The 16,025-nt window shown below is 48.3% G+C and carries 14 protein-coding genes; 12 read left to right on the top strand and 2 right to left on the bottom strand.

The genetic code is table 11. The features are described 5' to 3' along the window. The first annotated feature begins 146 nt into the window (after window positions 1-146). From ACOMHB_RS16450 to ACOMHB_RS16435, 4 genes are all read left to right on the top strand, one after another. The gene (locus ACOMHB_RS16450) at window positions 147-608 is read left to right on the top strand and encodes a PaaI family thioesterase (RefSeq protein ID WP_422134223.1); all 462 of its coding nucleotides are present in this window, start codon (window positions 147-149) and stop codon (window positions 606-608) included. After that, a complete protein-coding gene (locus tag ACOMHB_RS16445; RefSeq protein ID WP_448217436.1) occupies window positions 605-1,054 on the top strand; it encodes a PaaI family thioesterase in 450 nt (149 codons plus the stop codon). The genes ACOMHB_RS16450 and ACOMHB_RS16445 overlap by 4 nt, the downstream gene beginning before the upstream one ends. A gap of 478 nt (window positions 1,055-1,532) precedes the next feature. Beyond that, window positions 1,533-2,540: an Asd/ArgC dimerization domain-containing protein gene (locus tag ACOMHB_RS16440; RefSeq protein WP_448217435.1), complete on the top strand. Its 1,008-nt coding sequence runs from the start codon at window positions 1,533-1,535 to the stop codon at window positions 2,538-2,540. A gap of 401 nt (window positions 2,541-2,941) precedes the next feature. Then, window positions 2,942-5,350, top strand: a complete 2,409-nt coding sequence (locus ACOMHB_RS16435; RefSeq protein WP_448217434.1) for a motility hub landmark protein FimV — start codon at window positions 2,942-2,944, stop codon at window positions 5,348-5,350. Between the two features lie 248 nt (window positions 5,351-5,598). Here the strand turns inward: ACOMHB_RS16435 and ACOMHB_RS16430 are convergent, their stop codons facing one another. Then, the gene (locus tag ACOMHB_RS16430; protein ID WP_448217433.1) at window positions 5,599-6,936 is read right to left on the bottom strand and encodes a hypothetical protein; all 1,338 of its coding nucleotides are present in this window, start codon (window positions 6,934-6,936) and stop codon (window positions 5,599-5,601) included. Between the two features lie 314 nt (window positions 6,937-7,250). Between ACOMHB_RS16430 and truA the strand changes: the two genes are divergently transcribed. The 7 genes from truA to accD all read left to right on the top strand — a co-directional run bounded on the left by truA (window position 7,251) and on the right by accD (window position 14,109). After that, window positions 7,251-8,054 (top strand): tRNA pseudouridine(38-40) synthase TruA, encoded by an 804-nt coding sequence (gene truA, locus ACOMHB_RS16425; protein WP_422134218.1) that lies wholly within the window; start codon window positions 7,251-7,253, stop codon window positions 8,052-8,054. A gap of 113 nt (window positions 8,055-8,167) precedes the next feature. After that, window positions 8,168-9,091, top strand: coding sequence for a hypothetical protein (locus ACOMHB_RS16420; RefSeq protein ID WP_448217432.1), 924 nt, complete (start codon window positions 8,168-8,170; stop codon window positions 9,089-9,091). A 128-nt stretch (window positions 9,092-9,219) separates the two neighbouring features. After that, window positions 9,220-10,179 (top strand): KTSC domain-containing protein, encoded by a 960-nt coding sequence (locus tag ACOMHB_RS16415; RefSeq protein ID WP_448217431.1) that lies wholly within the window; start codon window positions 9,220-9,222, stop codon window positions 10,177-10,179. 268 nt (window positions 10,180-10,447) lie between these two features. Then, on the top strand, window positions 10,448-11,059 hold the full coding sequence (locus tag ACOMHB_RS16410; protein WP_448217430.1) for a phosphoribosylanthranilate isomerase: 612 nt from the start codon (window positions 10,448-10,450) through the stop codon (window positions 11,057-11,059). Next, window positions 11,056-12,270 (top strand): tryptophan synthase subunit beta, encoded by a 1,215-nt coding sequence (gene trpB, locus ACOMHB_RS16405; protein ID WP_448217429.1) that lies wholly within the window; start codon window positions 11,056-11,058, stop codon window positions 12,268-12,270. The genes ACOMHB_RS16410 and trpB overlap by 4 nt, the downstream gene beginning before the upstream one ends. A 17-nt stretch (window positions 12,271-12,287) precedes the next feature. Then, window positions 12,288-13,091 carry a tryptophan synthase subunit alpha gene (gene trpA / locus ACOMHB_RS16400; RefSeq protein WP_448218648.1) on the top strand — a complete coding sequence of 268 codons (804 nt, stop codon included), beginning with the start codon at window positions 12,288-12,290 and terminating at the stop codon, window positions 13,089-13,091. 88 nt (window positions 13,092-13,179) lie between these two features. Continuing rightward, window positions 13,180-14,109 carry an acetyl-CoA carboxylase, carboxyltransferase subunit beta gene (gene accD, locus ACOMHB_RS16395; RefSeq protein ID WP_448217428.1) on the top strand — a complete coding sequence of 310 codons (930 nt, stop codon included), beginning with the start codon at window positions 13,180-13,182 and terminating at the stop codon, window positions 14,107-14,109. Between the two features lie 75 nt (window positions 14,110-14,184). Here accD and ACOMHB_RS16390 read toward each other — a convergent pair whose 3' ends face one another. After that, window positions 14,185-14,619: a DUF29 domain-containing protein gene (locus ACOMHB_RS16390; RefSeq protein ID WP_448217427.1), complete on the bottom strand. Its 435-nt coding sequence runs from the start codon at window positions 14,617-14,619 to the stop codon at window positions 14,185-14,187. Between the two features lie 101 nt (window positions 14,620-14,720). Here ACOMHB_RS16390 and folC point away from each other — a divergent pair, with 101 nt between their 5' ends. Then, complete coding sequence (gene folC / locus ACOMHB_RS16385; protein ID WP_448217426.1) at window positions 14,721-16,019, top strand: bifunctional tetrahydrofolate synthase/dihydrofolate synthase; 1,299 nt, start codon at window positions 14,721-14,723, stop codon at window positions 16,017-16,019. Window positions 16,020-16,025 lie beyond the last annotated feature (6 nt).

Raw genomic sequence — 16,025 nt, 5'->3', positions numbered from 1 at the left:
TGGATTTGCATCTGTAACATTCCGATTAACGACGATTTTCTCTCCTTTAGGGGGGGCAAATCTTATAGCTGCCAGTAAATTAAACAGTTGTTTGAAAATGGTTATGCTGTACATTGGTACTTACTATGATTTGAGATTGCATTGACATGAATAGCGATGAGCAGATAGTAAGCATTGTTCAGCAGTTTTTCCAAGCAGTTCCCCATTGTCGTGTATTGGAGATGAAGCCGGAGCATGCCTCTTCTGAAGGTGTTGTCATTAACATGCCGTTTAGTGACGAACTGGAAGCCAACCCGGGAAGTGGAATCATTCATTCAGGTGCGATAACAACCCTGATGGATAGCGCTTTCGGTATAGCCGCCTGTATAAGTCTGCCAGGCTTTGAGACTTGTCCTACCATTGACCTGCGAATTGATCATCTGGGTTTTCCGGCTCCTTTCAAGCCGGTTCGCTGCTTTGCTGAAGCCTATCGGGTTACTAAAACCGTTGTCTTTACCAGAGGGGTAGTCTATCAGGGCAATCGTGACGAGCCTTTTGCGCACGGCGTGGGAACCTTTATGAGATCCGGGCGAACGTTGAGTCAAATGGCTAAGGGGTTAGCAAAATGAAGATTCAGAACGACTTTCGTGAGGTTCTGCTTCAGGCCAGAGCGACCAGTGATTACAGTTATTTGACGGAGCTCTTGCCCTACGCCAGGAAAATTGGCATGAGTTGCCAGTCTCTGGGTGATGATGCCCTTTTTGTTCTGCCTGAAAACAGAGATAACACGGGTAATCCGGTGTTACCAGCACTCCATGGTGGTGTGTTGGGTGGTTTTATGGAAATGTCGGCAGCCATTCACTTGATGTTGTTTATGGATGAGCCAAAAATTGCCAAGATTGTGGATTTTTCTATTGATTATTTAAGAAGCGCAAAAATTCAGGATGTTTATGCAGAATGCGATGTGGTGAGACAGGGTAGCCGGATCGCCAATGTTGCGATCACCGCCTGGCAGAGTCGCAGGGAAACACCGGTGGCAACAGCAAGAGCACACTTTCGGCTTGATAGCTTATAAGTACTCAACCATACGAAATCATATTTTCTGACTTATTGTTCAGGCACTCGCGGCAACTGCTCCTGCGTTGCTCTAGCTCCTGCATCCATGCAGTCGTGATGCGTTGCAACTCTGGTCACATAGCTTGCTATGTTCCCGTCGTTGCGCCTTGCAGAGCACCTGCCCAATAAGCCAGAAATATTCGATTCCGTATGGCCGAGTACTTATACCAATCGAACTTTCTAACTCCCTATTGCGCTGAAGATTTGAGCCTTAATCCTGCGTTGGCGATCGTCGCCATAGCTAAGGCTATGACTCCTCACGCCGCCTTGTCTTAAGGCTCAAATCTCCATGCTCATTGCGGGAGTTAGAAAATACGATTGGTATTAGAACCTGATCTCATGAGCTCGGGCATGACTGCAATTCATGCCTGAGTGATGCTTTCCTGAATACTTCCTGATACATTTCCCGACAATTTTGTACAGATGCAGAGAAGCTCATGAGCGGAACCTTTGATTTAGCGATTTACGATGCACAGAGTCTTGCCGGGGAAGCAGTGTTGGCTATTCTGGAAGAGAGTCATTTAACCCCCGGCGTTGTCTATCCGCTGACAGGGCCTGAAGAGTTCAATAAGTCCAGAGATGAGACGACAGTGGCTTTCAAAGGCGCTGAAATCGATGTGATTAGTGCCTTGACGTTTAATTATGCAGACGCCGATCTTCTGATTATACCCGCTGGCTCACAAATTAATCCTGAGATTCTGAATCTGGCCAGTGACAGTGGCTGTCGTGTAGTTAATGGTGCTATTGGTGCCGAGGCCGAGATGTACCTGCCGGGTCTGTCTGATGCTGCGGAACTGTCAGGCTTGCAGGAGATCGCAATTCCTGCCAGTCCTGCTGCCCTGATGCTTCAGGTCATGAAGTCGCTTCAAGATGCAGTCGGCATTGATTCTATCAATGTCATGGCCAGCCTTTCACTGGCTGAAACTGGTCAGAGAGGGATTGAAGAATTGCGTGGGCAAACAATTGATTTGCTCAGTGGCAAGCCGGTGAAGAAAAAGCTTTTTGAGCAGCGAATTGCTTTCAATGTCCTGCCGCAGGTGGGTGTCGTCACTGAGGCAGGTTTTACATTACCGGAGCGAATGATTGCTAAAGAACTCATGAAAGGGCTGGATCAGGATGATCTCAGGGTTAGTGCTACCTGTGTGCGTGTGCCTGTATTCTTTGGTGACAGCCTCGCAGTTCACCTGGATCTGGACCGTCCAGTTGATGAGCAGACTGTCAGGGATCTCCTTGCAGGGGTTGCTGGTATTGAGTTGGCGGCCGATGATGAAATGCCTTCTGTTGAAACTGTGGCAGGAAAAGATGCCATTGTCGTTGGTCGGATTCGTCAAAATCCGGATCATGCCGATCAAATATGTCTCTGGATTGTTGCTGATCGGGTGCGATGTGGCGCATTTCAGGCATTGGCAGTGGCAGAGATATTGCTAAAAGACTTTTTAAAATGATAACTTAGCTTAGAATAGTGACAGTTCCTTATTGAAATTGTCAGAATAATAAAAATTTTATCCTGAAGCCTTGCTTTGACTAGAGCAGCGAAGGGCTTCAGGTAATCAGGAACTGTTAGCCGTACCGGTTTTATGGCTATGAGTGATCATAGCTTTTGGTGTATTCCATGTTGGAGTACAGATTGGGCACCTGTCTTCTGTTTGAGGGTGCAGCACACATCTGGAAAGCTGTTTGTTATAAAAAGTGTCGTCAAAGAAAACCTCACGCCCCGAAAGGCGGGGGTTGAGAACAGTTGACGACCTGAATTGTTCAGTTTTTAACTCGGTTCTGCTTCTGGCTGTCGATGTAAGGTGTGTTTACGGGCGGGTTTTCTGATTCGTGCAGATAACAAGGACTCATAATGAAACTGCAAAAGCTTGTAGCAGCTATGGTCATATCAGGAGCAATGGGTTCCGGTCTGGCGAATGCACTGGGGTTGGGTGAAGTGCGCTTGAATTCTGCGCTCAATCAACCGCTGGATGCCGAGATTGAATTGCTGCAAGTCAGAGAGTTGACCCGGAACGAGATTCTGCCCAATCTTGCCAGTCGTGCAGATTTTCAACGGGCGGGGCTCGACAGGCCTTTCAGTCTGACTGGCCTGAATTTTAAAACCATTCTGAGAGAGGACGGTACGGGCTATATTCATGTCACCAGCAGTCAGGCGGTTCGTGAGCCCTTCCTTAATTTTCTGCTGGAAGTGCACTGGCCCAGTGGTCGCTTGCTCCGGGAATACACCATGCTGCTGGATCCGCCTGCCTTTAGCCAGGAGGCAGCGGCTCCGGTGAATCCTGCTTCTACCCAGACATACAACAGTGGTTTTCCTGAGCCTTCACGTGGTCAGAGTGTGAATCCGTTCGATCAGAGAGGGTACTCTGAAAGTCAATCTTCATCCTATCAGCCAGAAGAATCATCCAGGCCGATCCAGGTCAATCCGGTCAGGGAAGAGCCTGTTCGCACCGGTGTCCGTAGCTATTCTGGACCAGGCCAGAGAGATACTTATGAAGTGCAGCCTAATGATAGTCTCTGGAATATTGCCAGAAGTGTCAGGCCTGCTAGTGATCTGAGTATTCAGCAGACGATGCTGGCTCTGCAGAAAAAGAATTCACAAGCCTTTGTTCAAAATAATATCAACCGTCTCAAAAAAGGACAGGTGTTGCGCTTGCCTGACAGAGATGAAATTACACAAGTGAGCTTTCAGGATGCTGTTAGTGAGGTGGCTCGACAGAATCGTGAGTGGCAGGCTCGTCTGGAGCAACTGGATGCAACACGACGCAGCTCAGCCGAGTCGGGTGGAGAAGGTGCTGGAAACAATGGGCGTTTGTCGATTGTTGCCACAGATAATAGCTCCGGTGCGGGCAGTGATCTGGGAAGAGGGTCTGCAGACACGGCAACCACGGCGCTTCAGAATGAGTTGGCAATGACTCGTGAGAAGATGGATAACCTGACTCGCGAGAATGAAGAGCTTAAAAGCCGTTTAAAAGATCTCGACGATCAGATCAGTACCCTGAAACGACTGATAGATCTGAAAGATGATCAGATGGCCGCACTGACACAGCAGCCTGTCGGGACACCGGCGCAAATAGCGCCGGAAACCAGGCCGGTTCCTGTGGCTGAGCAACCAGTACCAGAATCTGAGCCTGGCTTCCTGAGCTTCCTGTTTGGTCACCCTCTTTATCTGGCTTTGTCAGCTCTGCTGCCATTAGGTCTGATTGCGGCCCTGTTAGTTTACCGACGTCGCAAGCAGGAAGAAGAGGACGAGATCGAAGTTGAGGAAGAGTCCAGCCTGGAGCCGATGTCGCTGATTCCTGATGAACCTCAGCAGGATGATCAGGAAGAGTTTGAGCTGGATGAGACACTCGAAATCGATGAAGACAGTCTGCTTGAAGATGAAGAGCCAGAAGAGACGACTCAGCAGACAGAGGATGCAATCAGTGAAGCCGATATCTATATTGCCTACGGCAGATTTCCGCAAGCTGTTGAGCTTCTGGAAAAAGCCATTGCAAATGAGCCGGATCGTTCGGATCTGAGACTCAAACTGCTGGAAGTTCATGCTGAAAATAATGATCTGGATAACTTTAAGGCAGCTCTGGCAGGTGTTGAGTCGCTGGATGATCAGGATGCCTTGCGTCAGGCTGATGCCTATAAAGCCCGGTTCCCGGCTGAAGCTTTCTTTGGAGATGTTACTCAACAAGCGGCTACTGAAGAGGCAGATGACGATTTTGAGCAATTCGACCTGAATGAAGCACTCAACGATGAAAGCGATGTTGATTCTGATGGCGAGCTGGGTGATTTGGAGTTTGATCTGGATGACCTGGAGTTCAATGATGAGCCTGCTGAGTCGGCTGATGATCTGGACTTCCAGCTGGATGATCTTGATCTGGAGCCAGAACAGGGCGAAGACGATACTTCTGAGGCACTTGAAGAACTGGAGCTGCCTTCAGAATCGGACGTAGCTGCTCAGGAAGCGGTTCCTGCTCCAGGCGATAATCTTGATGATCTGGAGCTTGAACTGGATGAACGCTATGCCGATGATGACGAACAGTCGCTGAGCTTCGATGATGGCCTGCCTGACCTGGAGTCGGTTCTGGAAGGCGATGATCTGGAGTTCCTTTCTGATGACGATGAAGCAGCAACCAAGTTGGATTTGGCAAGGGCCTACATTGACATGGGTGATATAGAAGGTGCCAGGGACATTCTGCAGGAGGTGCTTGAGTCTGGCTCTGATGAGCAGAAGCAGGAAGCTCAGGCACTGATGGAGCAAGCGGTTTAACATTCCCCAGCCTCAATTCAATAACCAACTGGTTAGGTACTTAAAGCCCGGAATGGTTCACATCGGGCTTTTTTTTAGCCATCGGAATCAGGGTTAAAGAAACAGGCGACGAGTGTCTGTCAGAAGTTTAACCAGCATTGCAGCAAAGGCAAAAAAACAGCCACTTTTTGCCCTGTTAAAAAATCCAGATAATATTTGAGCTGCCTATTCATTCTGGAAGTGTCTTTTAATAGAGGCTGAAAGCTGGATCACTCTTTGCTTTCTTCTGAAGGGCTTAAGTCATTTTCATTCTGCTTTGTATCAGGAAGCTGCTTGCCTTTTCGATGCGCTTCTGTCTGATAGGGCAGCTGTTCACAGTTCTCGAAGGTTGTTCCGCATGACTGTTGTTGATCATCCTCTCCGAGCGCTGGCTCATCATAAGTTTGTGACCCGGTGTGGAATCTTTTTTTGTGACGCTTGAGGGCTGAAGCGCTGACTGAGACCCGATCGCATCGGTGCTCCTTGCCATCCGCCCCGACCACTGTCTCGTTACAATGGTGTTGCTCGAAGAGACTGGATCTTCTTCTATTCAGACTGCTGACGGTGCTATGTAAGCGCTTGGGTTGCTTCTTGTAGGGTCTTTTTTGCTCCTGCGGTTCATTTTCCGGCTTGATAAACGATGCTGTAAGGGCGTATGGCTGAAGATCGTGCAGGGCTTGAATGAGATCATCCATTCGTGCGTATTGCTTGCCTTGTTCCGGTGTCCCTGCAGTTTGGTTTGTTGGAGTTTCTGCGGCATTCAGCGACCTCTCTTCTGATGACTCGCCGCTATCAGATGATTGTCGTAGTTTACAAAGGCCATTACAGGAGTCGACGTGACAATTTAAACCCAAAGTGTGCTGTTGTTGTTCGGGGCCTTTGTTACCGTCACCGGAGCCCGAACGGGAGGTGAGAGTGGCTTTAAGCAGCGTGGTTGAATGAGAGGCTTGCTGACCGGGTGATGCTGATGGCTGGTTTGGTTCCTGGCTTTTTTGTTGACTTTGTTGTTGACCACGTCCGGGGAGCATCATCGTGGTGATCACAAACGGATCATCCTGACTTGCCTGCAGTTGCCCTATTGGATTGAACAGCGGTGAATCGGTGTTCCAATAGCTTTGCAAAAGTGAGCCGACAGCGACAAGCGCTTCTGCAGGTACCCCTGAATAAGGTTTGGCGCTCAGCATAGCATCACTGGTGGTTATAATCAGTTCGTAAGCAACCAGGAAATGAATGGCGTAAATCAATTTCCACGAGATCGACTCAAATAAGGAGGTTTTTACCTCGCAGCCAAGTCTGTCTGCTTTCTCTTCTGGCGGCAAAATTGCTTCTGCATAGTCGTTTATATCAGTAAGGTATGACGGGGTGCTCAGTAAGGTGTGCGGGTCTTGCAGTATAGAAAAGCTGCCTGTTGGAGAGCTTTCATCCTGCTGCAACTCGACAACAAAGCCTCTTTTAAATGATTCGGCCTGGCAAATAGCGGGCAATGAGAGTAACAGCAATATGAGACCTGCGGAGAGTGGTTTTCTGAAAACTCTGTCATTGCATCTATTGGAGAGTAGGTTTTTCAAAAATCTATCCTTACATCTATTTGTGTTTTTGTAGGGAGTAAAGATAGACCAGGAAAGTGACGGATCTGGAAAATAAACGTGTTTTTCATTCGAGTACCAAAAATTGCGTCTCAGTGTATAAAAACCAGGCGGACCCTATGTTTATTCGGCTTGCTGCCCTACCAATTGTTTCTGCCTCCTGATAAATTTCCCTCCTTTTAGTGGCTGTTGTAAAACTCTGGTACCTATGCTCAAAGGCTCTCCTGGTCCCAACGTGGAAATGAGTTATTGGAGTTTTGCAGCAGCCTCTTTAATGGATGGAGTGAGTATTTTTCATGCCGCGATTAGCTGCCAGTGTTCAATACGATGGTTCCCGTTACCACGGTTGGCAGAGTCTGAAGTCAGGGCTTCCCTCGGTTCAGGCTGCTGTAGAAAAGGCGTTGTCGAACGTAGCCAATCATCCTGTCTCTGTCGTTTGTGCAGGAAGGACGGATGCCGGGGTGCATGGTTGCAACCAGATTATTCATTTTGATACTGAGTCCGTTCGTAGTGGTTATGGTTGGACGTTTGGAGGGAATACCAACCTGCCGGATGACATCTCCTTCAACTGGGTTCAGCCTGTCAGTGAAGACTTTCATGCCCGCTATTCTGCTCTGTGGCGCAGATATCGCTATGTGATTCTTAATCGACCGGTGAGACCCGCTCACCTGCCTAAAGGTGTCACCTTTTACTACCGGCCACTGGATGTAGAGTTGATGAATATTGCCGGGCAGCAGCTTATTGGTGAGCATGATTTTGATGCTTATCGGGCGGTACAGTGTCAGGCGAAACATGCGGTTCGTGAAATTCAGCATCTGAATGTCTACAGACATGGCGATATGGTGGTGATTGATGTCAGGGCGAATGCTTTTCTTCATCATATGGTAAGAAACATCACGGGCGTTCTTCTGGAAATTGGTGCGGGCAGAAAACCACCAGTCTGGGCAAAAGAAGTGCTGGAGGCCCGAAAACGTTCTGAAGGAGGTACTACAGCCAAGCCCCATGGTCTTTATTTTGTTGATGTGGGTTATCCGGCAGATTTCGAACTGCCAAAAAGTGAACCGAATCCTTTCTTCGTAGCCTCGACGCTGCCCTGGTGACCTGAAAGTCACTTGACAATCGGGCTGGCAAGAGGTCTTTTTATTGTATTAAGCATTTGTCTTTATCGATTGATATTTTTATAGCCAAGGGAATAGGCAACCAGGGATGGATTATGAGAAAACGACATCGGTCTGCAGCAGGCTTTTTCGTCTACGTTTTAGTTTCATTGGTCTTGAGTGGGATAGCTCGGGCCGGATCACTGGAATCGGCTGGTCAGGAGGACGGAGTCTGTCTTCAGGAGGGTTCGAAGGAGCGAGACCAATGGAGTCAAAATATTAGAAAGAAGTTTAACTGGCTACCTCACTTTAGCAGTGGAAGGATGGTCTATTCCCGTTCTTGTGATCAGAGCAGACTGCAGGACTGGGAGGTAGATGAAGAGGAGGTGGTTTCTCTAGAAGGCAGAAGGCTGAATGTTTTCAGATGGCGCAAAGAATTCTATCCGGTAGCGTCTGAGCGCAGATTCGGAGTACTTTATCCTGTTCAGTATCTGCAGCAACGTTTGAGTTTTCAGTTCCGAGGTAGTCGCTACTGTCTGATATTGAACAATAACAAGCGCTTTGAAAGTCTTTCCTGGGAGCAATGTCTGCAATCTGTCGAAACCCGCTGGTTATTTGATCTGCCACCCGATCCTGGTGAGGATGGCTTGATAGGTTTAGCAGGAATTGACAGTAATCAAGATGGTGTTCGTGATGATATTGAGCGGTTTATTGAGAGAACTCTGCCTGATTCTGAACAAGAAAAGAAAGCAGCCAGGCAGTTGGCGGAAGTGAGTCAGAAGAAGCTGGAGAATGCCTATGACAGAGAAAGAATTATTGAGTTGGACGATGAGTCGGGTGCGGCAGTTATTTGTCTATTGCATGTAATGGGCCGGGATGCCACCGCATTTCGCCATAAGATGAAGGCGAAAATGTATAACACGTCAGAGCGTATAGAAGCATGGAATAAAATGAATGGCCATCTAAGTGGGGTGCCTTATACGTTACCGGAAGATTTTGCGAGTCAATGTAATTTTGCAGTGAATGGTTCAACCGAATAGTTCTGGATGAGTCACTGTCTCAACTTCTTTCAGGGATGATTATGAAGAAAGTATTACTCATGTTTTTTGTGTGCTTAAGCTTGAATTTATGGGCTGCAGAGTGTCCTGTTTCAAGACCTGATTTAACAATGGCTTATGGTAATGGGATGTTTAACGATCGGGAGGATGCCGTTGAGTCTCAGGGCAGGCTGAAGCTGATGATGGCAAGCCAGCTTCCCGGTTACCGGGTCAGCTACAGTCTTTCTTATAACTACAACGAAAGTCCTGTTGATCAAGTGCTCGAAGTGGCGCGACAAAAACTGTTGCAGGATTACAGTAATATTTTACTGTGGCTTTCAGGAGTGGAGTCGGCACCTGACTGGTTCCGGGAAGGATTGGAGCTGATAGTACTCAGCTATGATGCATTCAGTTATGTGTTCGATAGTGACCTTCGCAAGCATATTAGTCAATACACGCAAGACATCAGCCAATGTCGAAAGGTTTTGCTGGTGGCTCATTCTCAGGGGAACTTTTATGGTAATGAGTCCTGGCGTTCGGTTTATCAGACTTTCACTGCTGGCATCGCCTGGGATGAGTTGAAGTTAATGGGGATGGTGTCAGTGGCCACTCCTGCAAGTCAGGTAGGATACCCCTTGAGTTATCCCGTTGATCAACAGAGTGTGACCCGATACCTGACGCTTTCTGATGATCTGGTGATTAATTTATTGAGAAGTGCTGCCTTCGGACCTCTGCCCGCCAATGTAACAAACAATGCTGTGAGCGACGACTGGAAAAATCATAGTTTTGGATTGAGTTATGTTTTAGGCGATCCCAGCGGCCAGATGTTGAGGGAGCAGATCAGAAGTGTTGCTTATAGTCTTGAAACCTTACCCTTTGATCGGCAGCCAGTAGACTCAACTGCGCTGGCATCTGCGGGCTATGATCCAACAGCCCGGATACTGGAAATCCAGTTTGTGGGTAGTGACAGTCTCTATCGATATTACGGTGTGCCTGAGAGCGTCTATCAGGATTTGCTGTCTGCCGAATCTGTGGGTCGTTATTACAATCTGGTCATCAGAGGACAGTACCCTTCCAGGCGTTTGAATTGAAGTGACTTTTACTCCTGATTTGGCTCTTGTCTCTCCATTATGAGACAAGGGTCGGCTGTTTCTGCTAACATCCACGTTCTGCTTTCTGATCCTGTTTTTTTCCTTCTCCTTGAGGAGTGGTATGGAAGCATCCTGTTCAATGACTCCCATCGCTCACTCATCAAAGAAGCCGTATTTAACCGGTTTGTCTGATGACCGGGAGAGTTCACTGTTATCGAATGCTTTAGGCGTTCTTTACTGGAAATAGGCACATACGGGAGAGGTATCGTTGAAGACTCGGATCAAGGTCTGTGGAGTCACCTCTGTAGAAGAAGCACTTGAAGCGGTTAATGCGGGTGCCGATGCACTGGGTTTGGTGTTTTATGCATCTAGCAAGCGGTTTGTGTCCGTTAGTAAGGCTCGAGAAATTGCCAGTGTGGTCCCACCCTTTATCACTCTGGTGGGTCTGTTTGTTGACGCTGAAGAAGCGGTTATCCGGAACGTTCTGGATCAGGTCCCCCTGGATCTGTTGCAGTTTCATGGCAATGAGACCGATCAGGAGTGTGAGCGATGGCGAAGAAGATATATCAAGGCACTCAGAGTACGTCCCGGGACGTCTGTTGAGGAAAGTGCTGCCGCTTATCCCGGTGCCTGTGGTCTGCTTTTGGATTCTTATCGTAAAGGTATACCCGGTGGAACCGGTGAGGCCTTTGACTGGCAGTTGATACCCGACAGTCTGGATAAGCCTGTCATTCTGGCGGGTGGCCTTAATCCTGAGAATGTTTCGCAAGCCATAGAACAGGTTGCGCCCTTTGCTGTCGATGTCAGCAGTGGTGTAGAGAATGACAGGGGTAAAGACCCCGAAAAGATGAAAGCCTTTGTCGAGGCGGTAAAACAATGACTGTAGATTATAAAAAGTTGCACGAACTGCCGGATGAATCCGGCCATTTTGGTCGTTTTGGTGGACGTTATGTGGCTGAAACGCTCATGTGTGTCCTTGAAGAGCTGGAATCGACCTACAAGAAGCTTTGGAATGATCCGGATTTTCAGGCTGATTTTGACCGTGATCTGGCTCATTACGTAGGCAGGCCTTCACCGCTCTATCATGCTGAGCGCTGGTCTGAAAGTCTGGGTGGTGCTCAAATCTACCTGAAGCGTGAAGATCTGAATCATACCGGTGCCCACAAGATCAATCATGCCATTGGTCAGGCTCTGCTGGCCAAACATATGGGGAAAAAGCGGATTATTGCTGAAACCGGTGCCGGTCAGCACGGTGTGGCTACCGCTACTGTTGCTGCCAGACTGGGTCTGGAGTGCATCGTTTACATGGGCGCTAAAGACGTAAAACGACAGGCGCTGAATGTTTACCGAATGAAGCTGCTTGGGGCCATTGTGGTACCGGTCGAGAGTGGCTCTCAAACACTGAAAGATGCCATCAACGAAGCTCTGCGTGACTGGGTAACCCGTCCTGAAGAAACCTTCTATATTCTGGGAACGGTTTGTGGTCCACATCCGTATCCGGAAATGGTGCGTAATTTTCAGAGTGTTATTGGTCGTGAGGCTCGCAGGCAATGTCTGGAAATGACTCAGCGTCTGCCTGATGCACTGGTGGCTTGTGTGGGGGGTGGCTCTAATGCGATGGGGTTGTTCTATGAATTCCTGCAGGATGAAGACGTCAAAATCTACGGTGTTGAAGCCGGTGGTCACGGTGTCGAATCTGGAGAGCATGCCGCAAGAATGTCTGGTGAAAGACAGGGCGTTTTCCAGGGGCAGCGCAGTTTCCTGATGTGTGACGACGATGGTCAGATAACTGAAAGCTATTCTGTATCGGCTGGACTGGATTATCCGGGAGTAGGGCCAGAGCACAGCCATCTCAGAACTGTGGGTCGTGCAGAGTATCCTTGCGTGACAGATGACGAGGCTCTGGCGGCATTCAGAAGCCTGACACGTATGGAAGGTATTATGCCGGCGCTTGAGAGTTCTCATGCCCTGGCTTTTGTTGAGCAGCTGGCTCCCACCATGGCAAAGGATCAGATTATTCTTGTCAATCTGTCTGGTCGGGGTGACAAGGATATTCACACTGTGGCCGAGATAGATGGACTTACGTTCTAAGCATTCAAGGAGAAATCATTATGAGAATTAAAGCATGCTTTGAGCGATTGTCTTCAAAAGGTCACAAGGCTCTGATGCCCTACATAACAGCGGGTGATCCGGCAAGTAAGACCGTAGACGTTATGCACAAGCTGGTAGCCAGTGGTGCTAACCTGATTGAGCTTGGGTTTCCGTTCTCTGACCCCATGGCTGACGGGCCGGTGATTGCTGAGGCGCATGAGCGAGCATTATCACAAGGTGTTACATTGAATGACGTTTTTTCAATGGTAACTCGCTTCAGGGAAAACGATAATAATACACCGATTGTCCTGATGGGCTACCTGAACCCGGTTGAAATCATGGGTTATGAAGCGTTTGCTACCCGGGCAGCTGAAGCCGGTGTAGACGGTGTACTGATTGTTGATCTGCCCGCAGAATTTGCCGGTGATCTGGTTGAGCATTTAAAGCCCAGGCGGATTGATATGATCAACCTGATTACGCCGACTACCACCGATGAGCGCATTCAAAAGATCTGTTCTGTTGCTTCAGGATTCGTATATTACGTTTCTGTAAAGGGAGTCACAGGCTCGAACAAGCTGGATCTGGACAGCGTTCAGTCCAGAGTGGCCCACATCAAAGGGTATACCGATCTGCCTGTAGGAGTAGGGTTTGGTATTCGTGATGGTGAGTCTGCCGCCGCTATTGCTTCTGTTGCGGATGGTGTGGTAGTAGGGTCTCTGCTGGTATCTGAGCTGGCTAATTATGAAAGCCAGGGTGAAGGTGCTATCGACCGGGTTTCTGGCCATCTGGAAGCAATGCGTCAGGCAATGGATAAAGGTTAACCCAATGAATTAAGGCGATAGAAAATGGGGGATTGTCCTGAACATTCAGGTGCCCCCTTTCAGTCTTGCTAACAGACAGGAAGCGTGAATGAGTAACTGGCTAGTCGACAAACTGATACCTTCGCTGTCACGTTCTGCGAGTCAGCAGAAGAGCAGCAATGTGCCAGAAGGATTGTGGCGCAAGTGTGTTAAGTGTGAGTCGGTATTGTATCGTCCAGAGCTTGAGAGAAATCTGTACGTTTGTCCAAAATGTAATCATCACATGCGTATCGGTGCCCGAAAACGTCTGCAGTGTTTTCTGGACAAAAACAGCACTGAAGAGCTGTTCTCCGAGATAGAGCCTGTCGATAAGCTCAAGTTCCGGGATTCAAAGAAATACAAGGATCGCCTGTCATCGGCCCAAAAGCAGACGGGGGAAAAAGATGCTCTGGTGGCTATGAAGGGCCAGCTTGATGGCTTGCCTTTGGTCGCTGTGGCATTTGAATTCAGCTTTATGGGTGGGTCAATGGGTTCTGTTGTTGGCGAGAAGTTTGCCCGTGCGGCAGAGCTGAGCCTGGAACTCAAGATTCCTTTTGTCTGTTTTTCTGCCAGTGGCGGTGCTCGTATGCAGGAAGCCTTGTTCTCCCTGATGCAGATGGCTAAAACCAGTGCGGCATTGGAGCGTATGAAACAACACGCGGTACCTTATTTCTCAGTGCTGACAGATCCCGTTTATGGGGGTGTGTCTGCCTCTCTGGCAATGTTGGGTGATGTGAATATTGCCGAGCCTGGTGCCTTGATCGGTTTTGCCGGTCCGCGGGTGATCGAACAGACCGTTCGTGAAAAATTGCCGGAAGGCTTCCAGCGCAGCGAGTTTCTGCTGGAGCATGGTGCCATCGATATGATTGTTGATCGAGGCGATATGCGTTCGACGGTTGCTCGACTTTGTAGAAAAATGCAGGGGATGGCCCCTGCGCCTGCTGAGCCGGATTCGGACTTTAGTGCAGTTGAGGAAGAGGTGATTTCAGCGGCTGGGTGAGGTGTGATTAGAATAAAGAAAATCATGCCTTCCTTGAGGGAGGGAGTTGAAAGTCTCTAGAAATGAATCGATAAGTTAGTCTGGCCAAAATTCATCATTGATCACCTGTTCAAAGCGCCACTCGCATTGTGTTGGGAATGTGGCTTCTTGCAGGCCCGTTTCCTTGAATGCTGTGATCTTCGCGACGTTGTAAGCCTCAGCAAAGATCTCAGGGAATTTGGGTTTGAGTCCGGGGTTTTCCTTGATGAGTTTTTTTAGACGGTACCGTTGTTCTTCGACTGAGCCTTGCCAATATGTGCTCCTGTTTACGGGTTGATATTTCCACTTCAAAAGATGCATGAGCAATAAGTCCAGTCGATGACTAAGCTGGCGATATTCACTTCTGCCCATGCTTTCGATTTCCTCAAGAATGTTATCCAAATCCAGTTCTCCCAGTCGACCCTGACGGATTAAGTTGGCTTGTTGCTGCGTCCAGCTATAAAAATCAGTGTCGTAAAGCTGCTGGGTCATCGAATTGCCTCATAAAGGATTCATCCAAAGCCAGATGTAGAATGATTTAAGCAAATATGCAACCATTCGTCCCTAACGATGTACTTCCAAGGAATCCCTGCATGACATACCAGCAAAACAGTCAGCCTCCCTTCGAGCAGCTGTCTGATTGGCTTGACTGGTTGGAAAACACCCGGCCTGAACACGAAATGGAACTTGGGTTGGACAGAATCAGGAAGGTGGCCAAAAGACTGGATCTTATCAAACCTGCTCCTCTCGTAATCACGGTAGGTGGTACCAATGGCAAGGGCTCGACGGTCGCTATTCTTGAGTCCATTCTCCTAGCGGCTGGTTATAAGGTCGGCGTTTACACCTCTCCGCATCTGTGCAGATTCAATGAGCGAATTAAAGTTAATCGTGTTGAAGCGAGCGATGCAAGCCTCTGTGACTCTTTTCAAAAAGTAAATGACGGACTTGGTGGTGACTGGCTATCCTATTTCGAGTTCGCAGTCCTGTTGGCTATAGATGTGTTCAGGAAAGAAAAAGTAGATATCGCTCTCATGGAAGTTGGACTTGGCGGTCGACTCGATGCCACCAACATGATTGAGCCCGATATTTCAATTATTACAACAGTAGGGTTGGATCATCAGGACTGGCTGGGTTACAGTATTGAAGCGATAGCAAAAGAAAAAGCAGGAATTTTTCGCTCTGAAAAACCAGCAATATTTGGTGGTGTGGAGACACCAAACAGTATCGTCGATCAAGCTGTCAGACTGGAGTCAGCTCTTTACAGAAGAGATAAAGAGTTCGAGTTAACAGAAGAAGACAGAACATGGAGTTGGAAAGGTTTGAACAAAACGGGTGATTGTATTGAGTATGTTGGCCTCCCTGTGCCTGCGTTGGTCATTGATAACGCTGCTACTGCTCTGCAAGCAATTCAGCTTTTACCTGAAGTTGTAAGCCGTGATGCCATCTTAGAAGGTTTAAAAGCATCGCACCTCCCTGGTCGCTATGAAAAAGTCCTTGAGACTAATAAAAGCGGGGAGGAAGTTCAGATTGTTTTCGATGTTGCTCATAACCCCCAGGCAGCAGCAAAGCTGGCGGAGTGCCTGAGGTCAGACCCGGTATCAGGGAAGACTCGTGCACTGATAGCTATCTATAAAGACAAGGATTATCACGGAGTGATTGAGTCACTGTCTGAAGTGGTAGATGAGTGGGTTGTTGCTGATTTCGACTCACCCAGAGCACTTAATAAAGTCGATCTCAGTGAAGCAGTGGCCAGATATTCTGGTCTGCCTGTCATCGCTGAAAATGCAGAACAAGGTTTCCAGCAACTTAAAGAAGAGTCAACAGCCAGTGACAGAGTGCTTGTTGTTGGTTCGTTTTTGACGGTTGGTGCAATTTTGAGCATTGACAGTTAGGTGTTC

The sequence above is a fragment of the Endozoicomonas sp. 2B-B genome, from assembly GCF_053470045.1.
This window is presented reverse-complemented; position numbering and strand designations above follow the sequence as displayed.

Coding starts and splice junctions, on each gene's coding strand:
- ACOMHB_RS16450 (WP_422134223.1), top strand. CDS start 147: ATGAATAGCGATGAGCAGATAGTAAGCATTGTTCAGCAGTTTTTCCAA.
- ACOMHB_RS16445 (WP_448217436.1), top strand. CDS start 605: ATGAAGATTCAGAACGACTTTCGTGAGGTTCTGCTTCAGGCCAGAGCG.
- ACOMHB_RS16440 (WP_448217435.1), top strand. CDS start 1,533: ATGAGCGGAACCTTTGATTTAGCGATTTACGATGCACAGAGTCTTGCC.
- ACOMHB_RS16435 (WP_448217434.1), top strand. CDS start 2,942: ATGAAACTGCAAAAGCTTGTAGCAGCTATGGTCATATCAGGAGCAATG.
- truA (WP_422134218.1), top strand. CDS start 7,251: ATGCCGCGATTAGCTGCCAGTGTTCAATACGATGGTTCCCGTTACCAC.
- ACOMHB_RS16420 (WP_448217432.1), top strand. CDS start 8,168: ATGAGAAAACGACATCGGTCTGCAGCAGGCTTTTTCGTCTACGTTTTA.
- ACOMHB_RS16415 (WP_448217431.1), top strand. CDS start 9,220: ATGGCTTATGGTAATGGGATGTTTAACGATCGGGAGGATGCCGTTGAG.
- trpB (WP_448217429.1), top strand. CDS start 11,056: ATGACTGTAGATTATAAAAAGTTGCACGAACTGCCGGATGAATCCGGC.
- accD (WP_448217428.1), top strand. CDS start 13,180: ATGAGTAACTGGCTAGTCGACAAACTGATACCTTCGCTGTCACGTTCT.
- ACOMHB_RS16390 (WP_448217427.1), bottom strand. CDS start 14,619: ATGACCCAGCAGCTTTACGACACTGATTTTTATAGCTGGACGCAGCAA.
- folC (WP_448217426.1), top strand. CDS start 14,721: ATGACATACCAGCAAAACAGTCAGCCTCCCTTCGAGCAGCTGTCTGAT.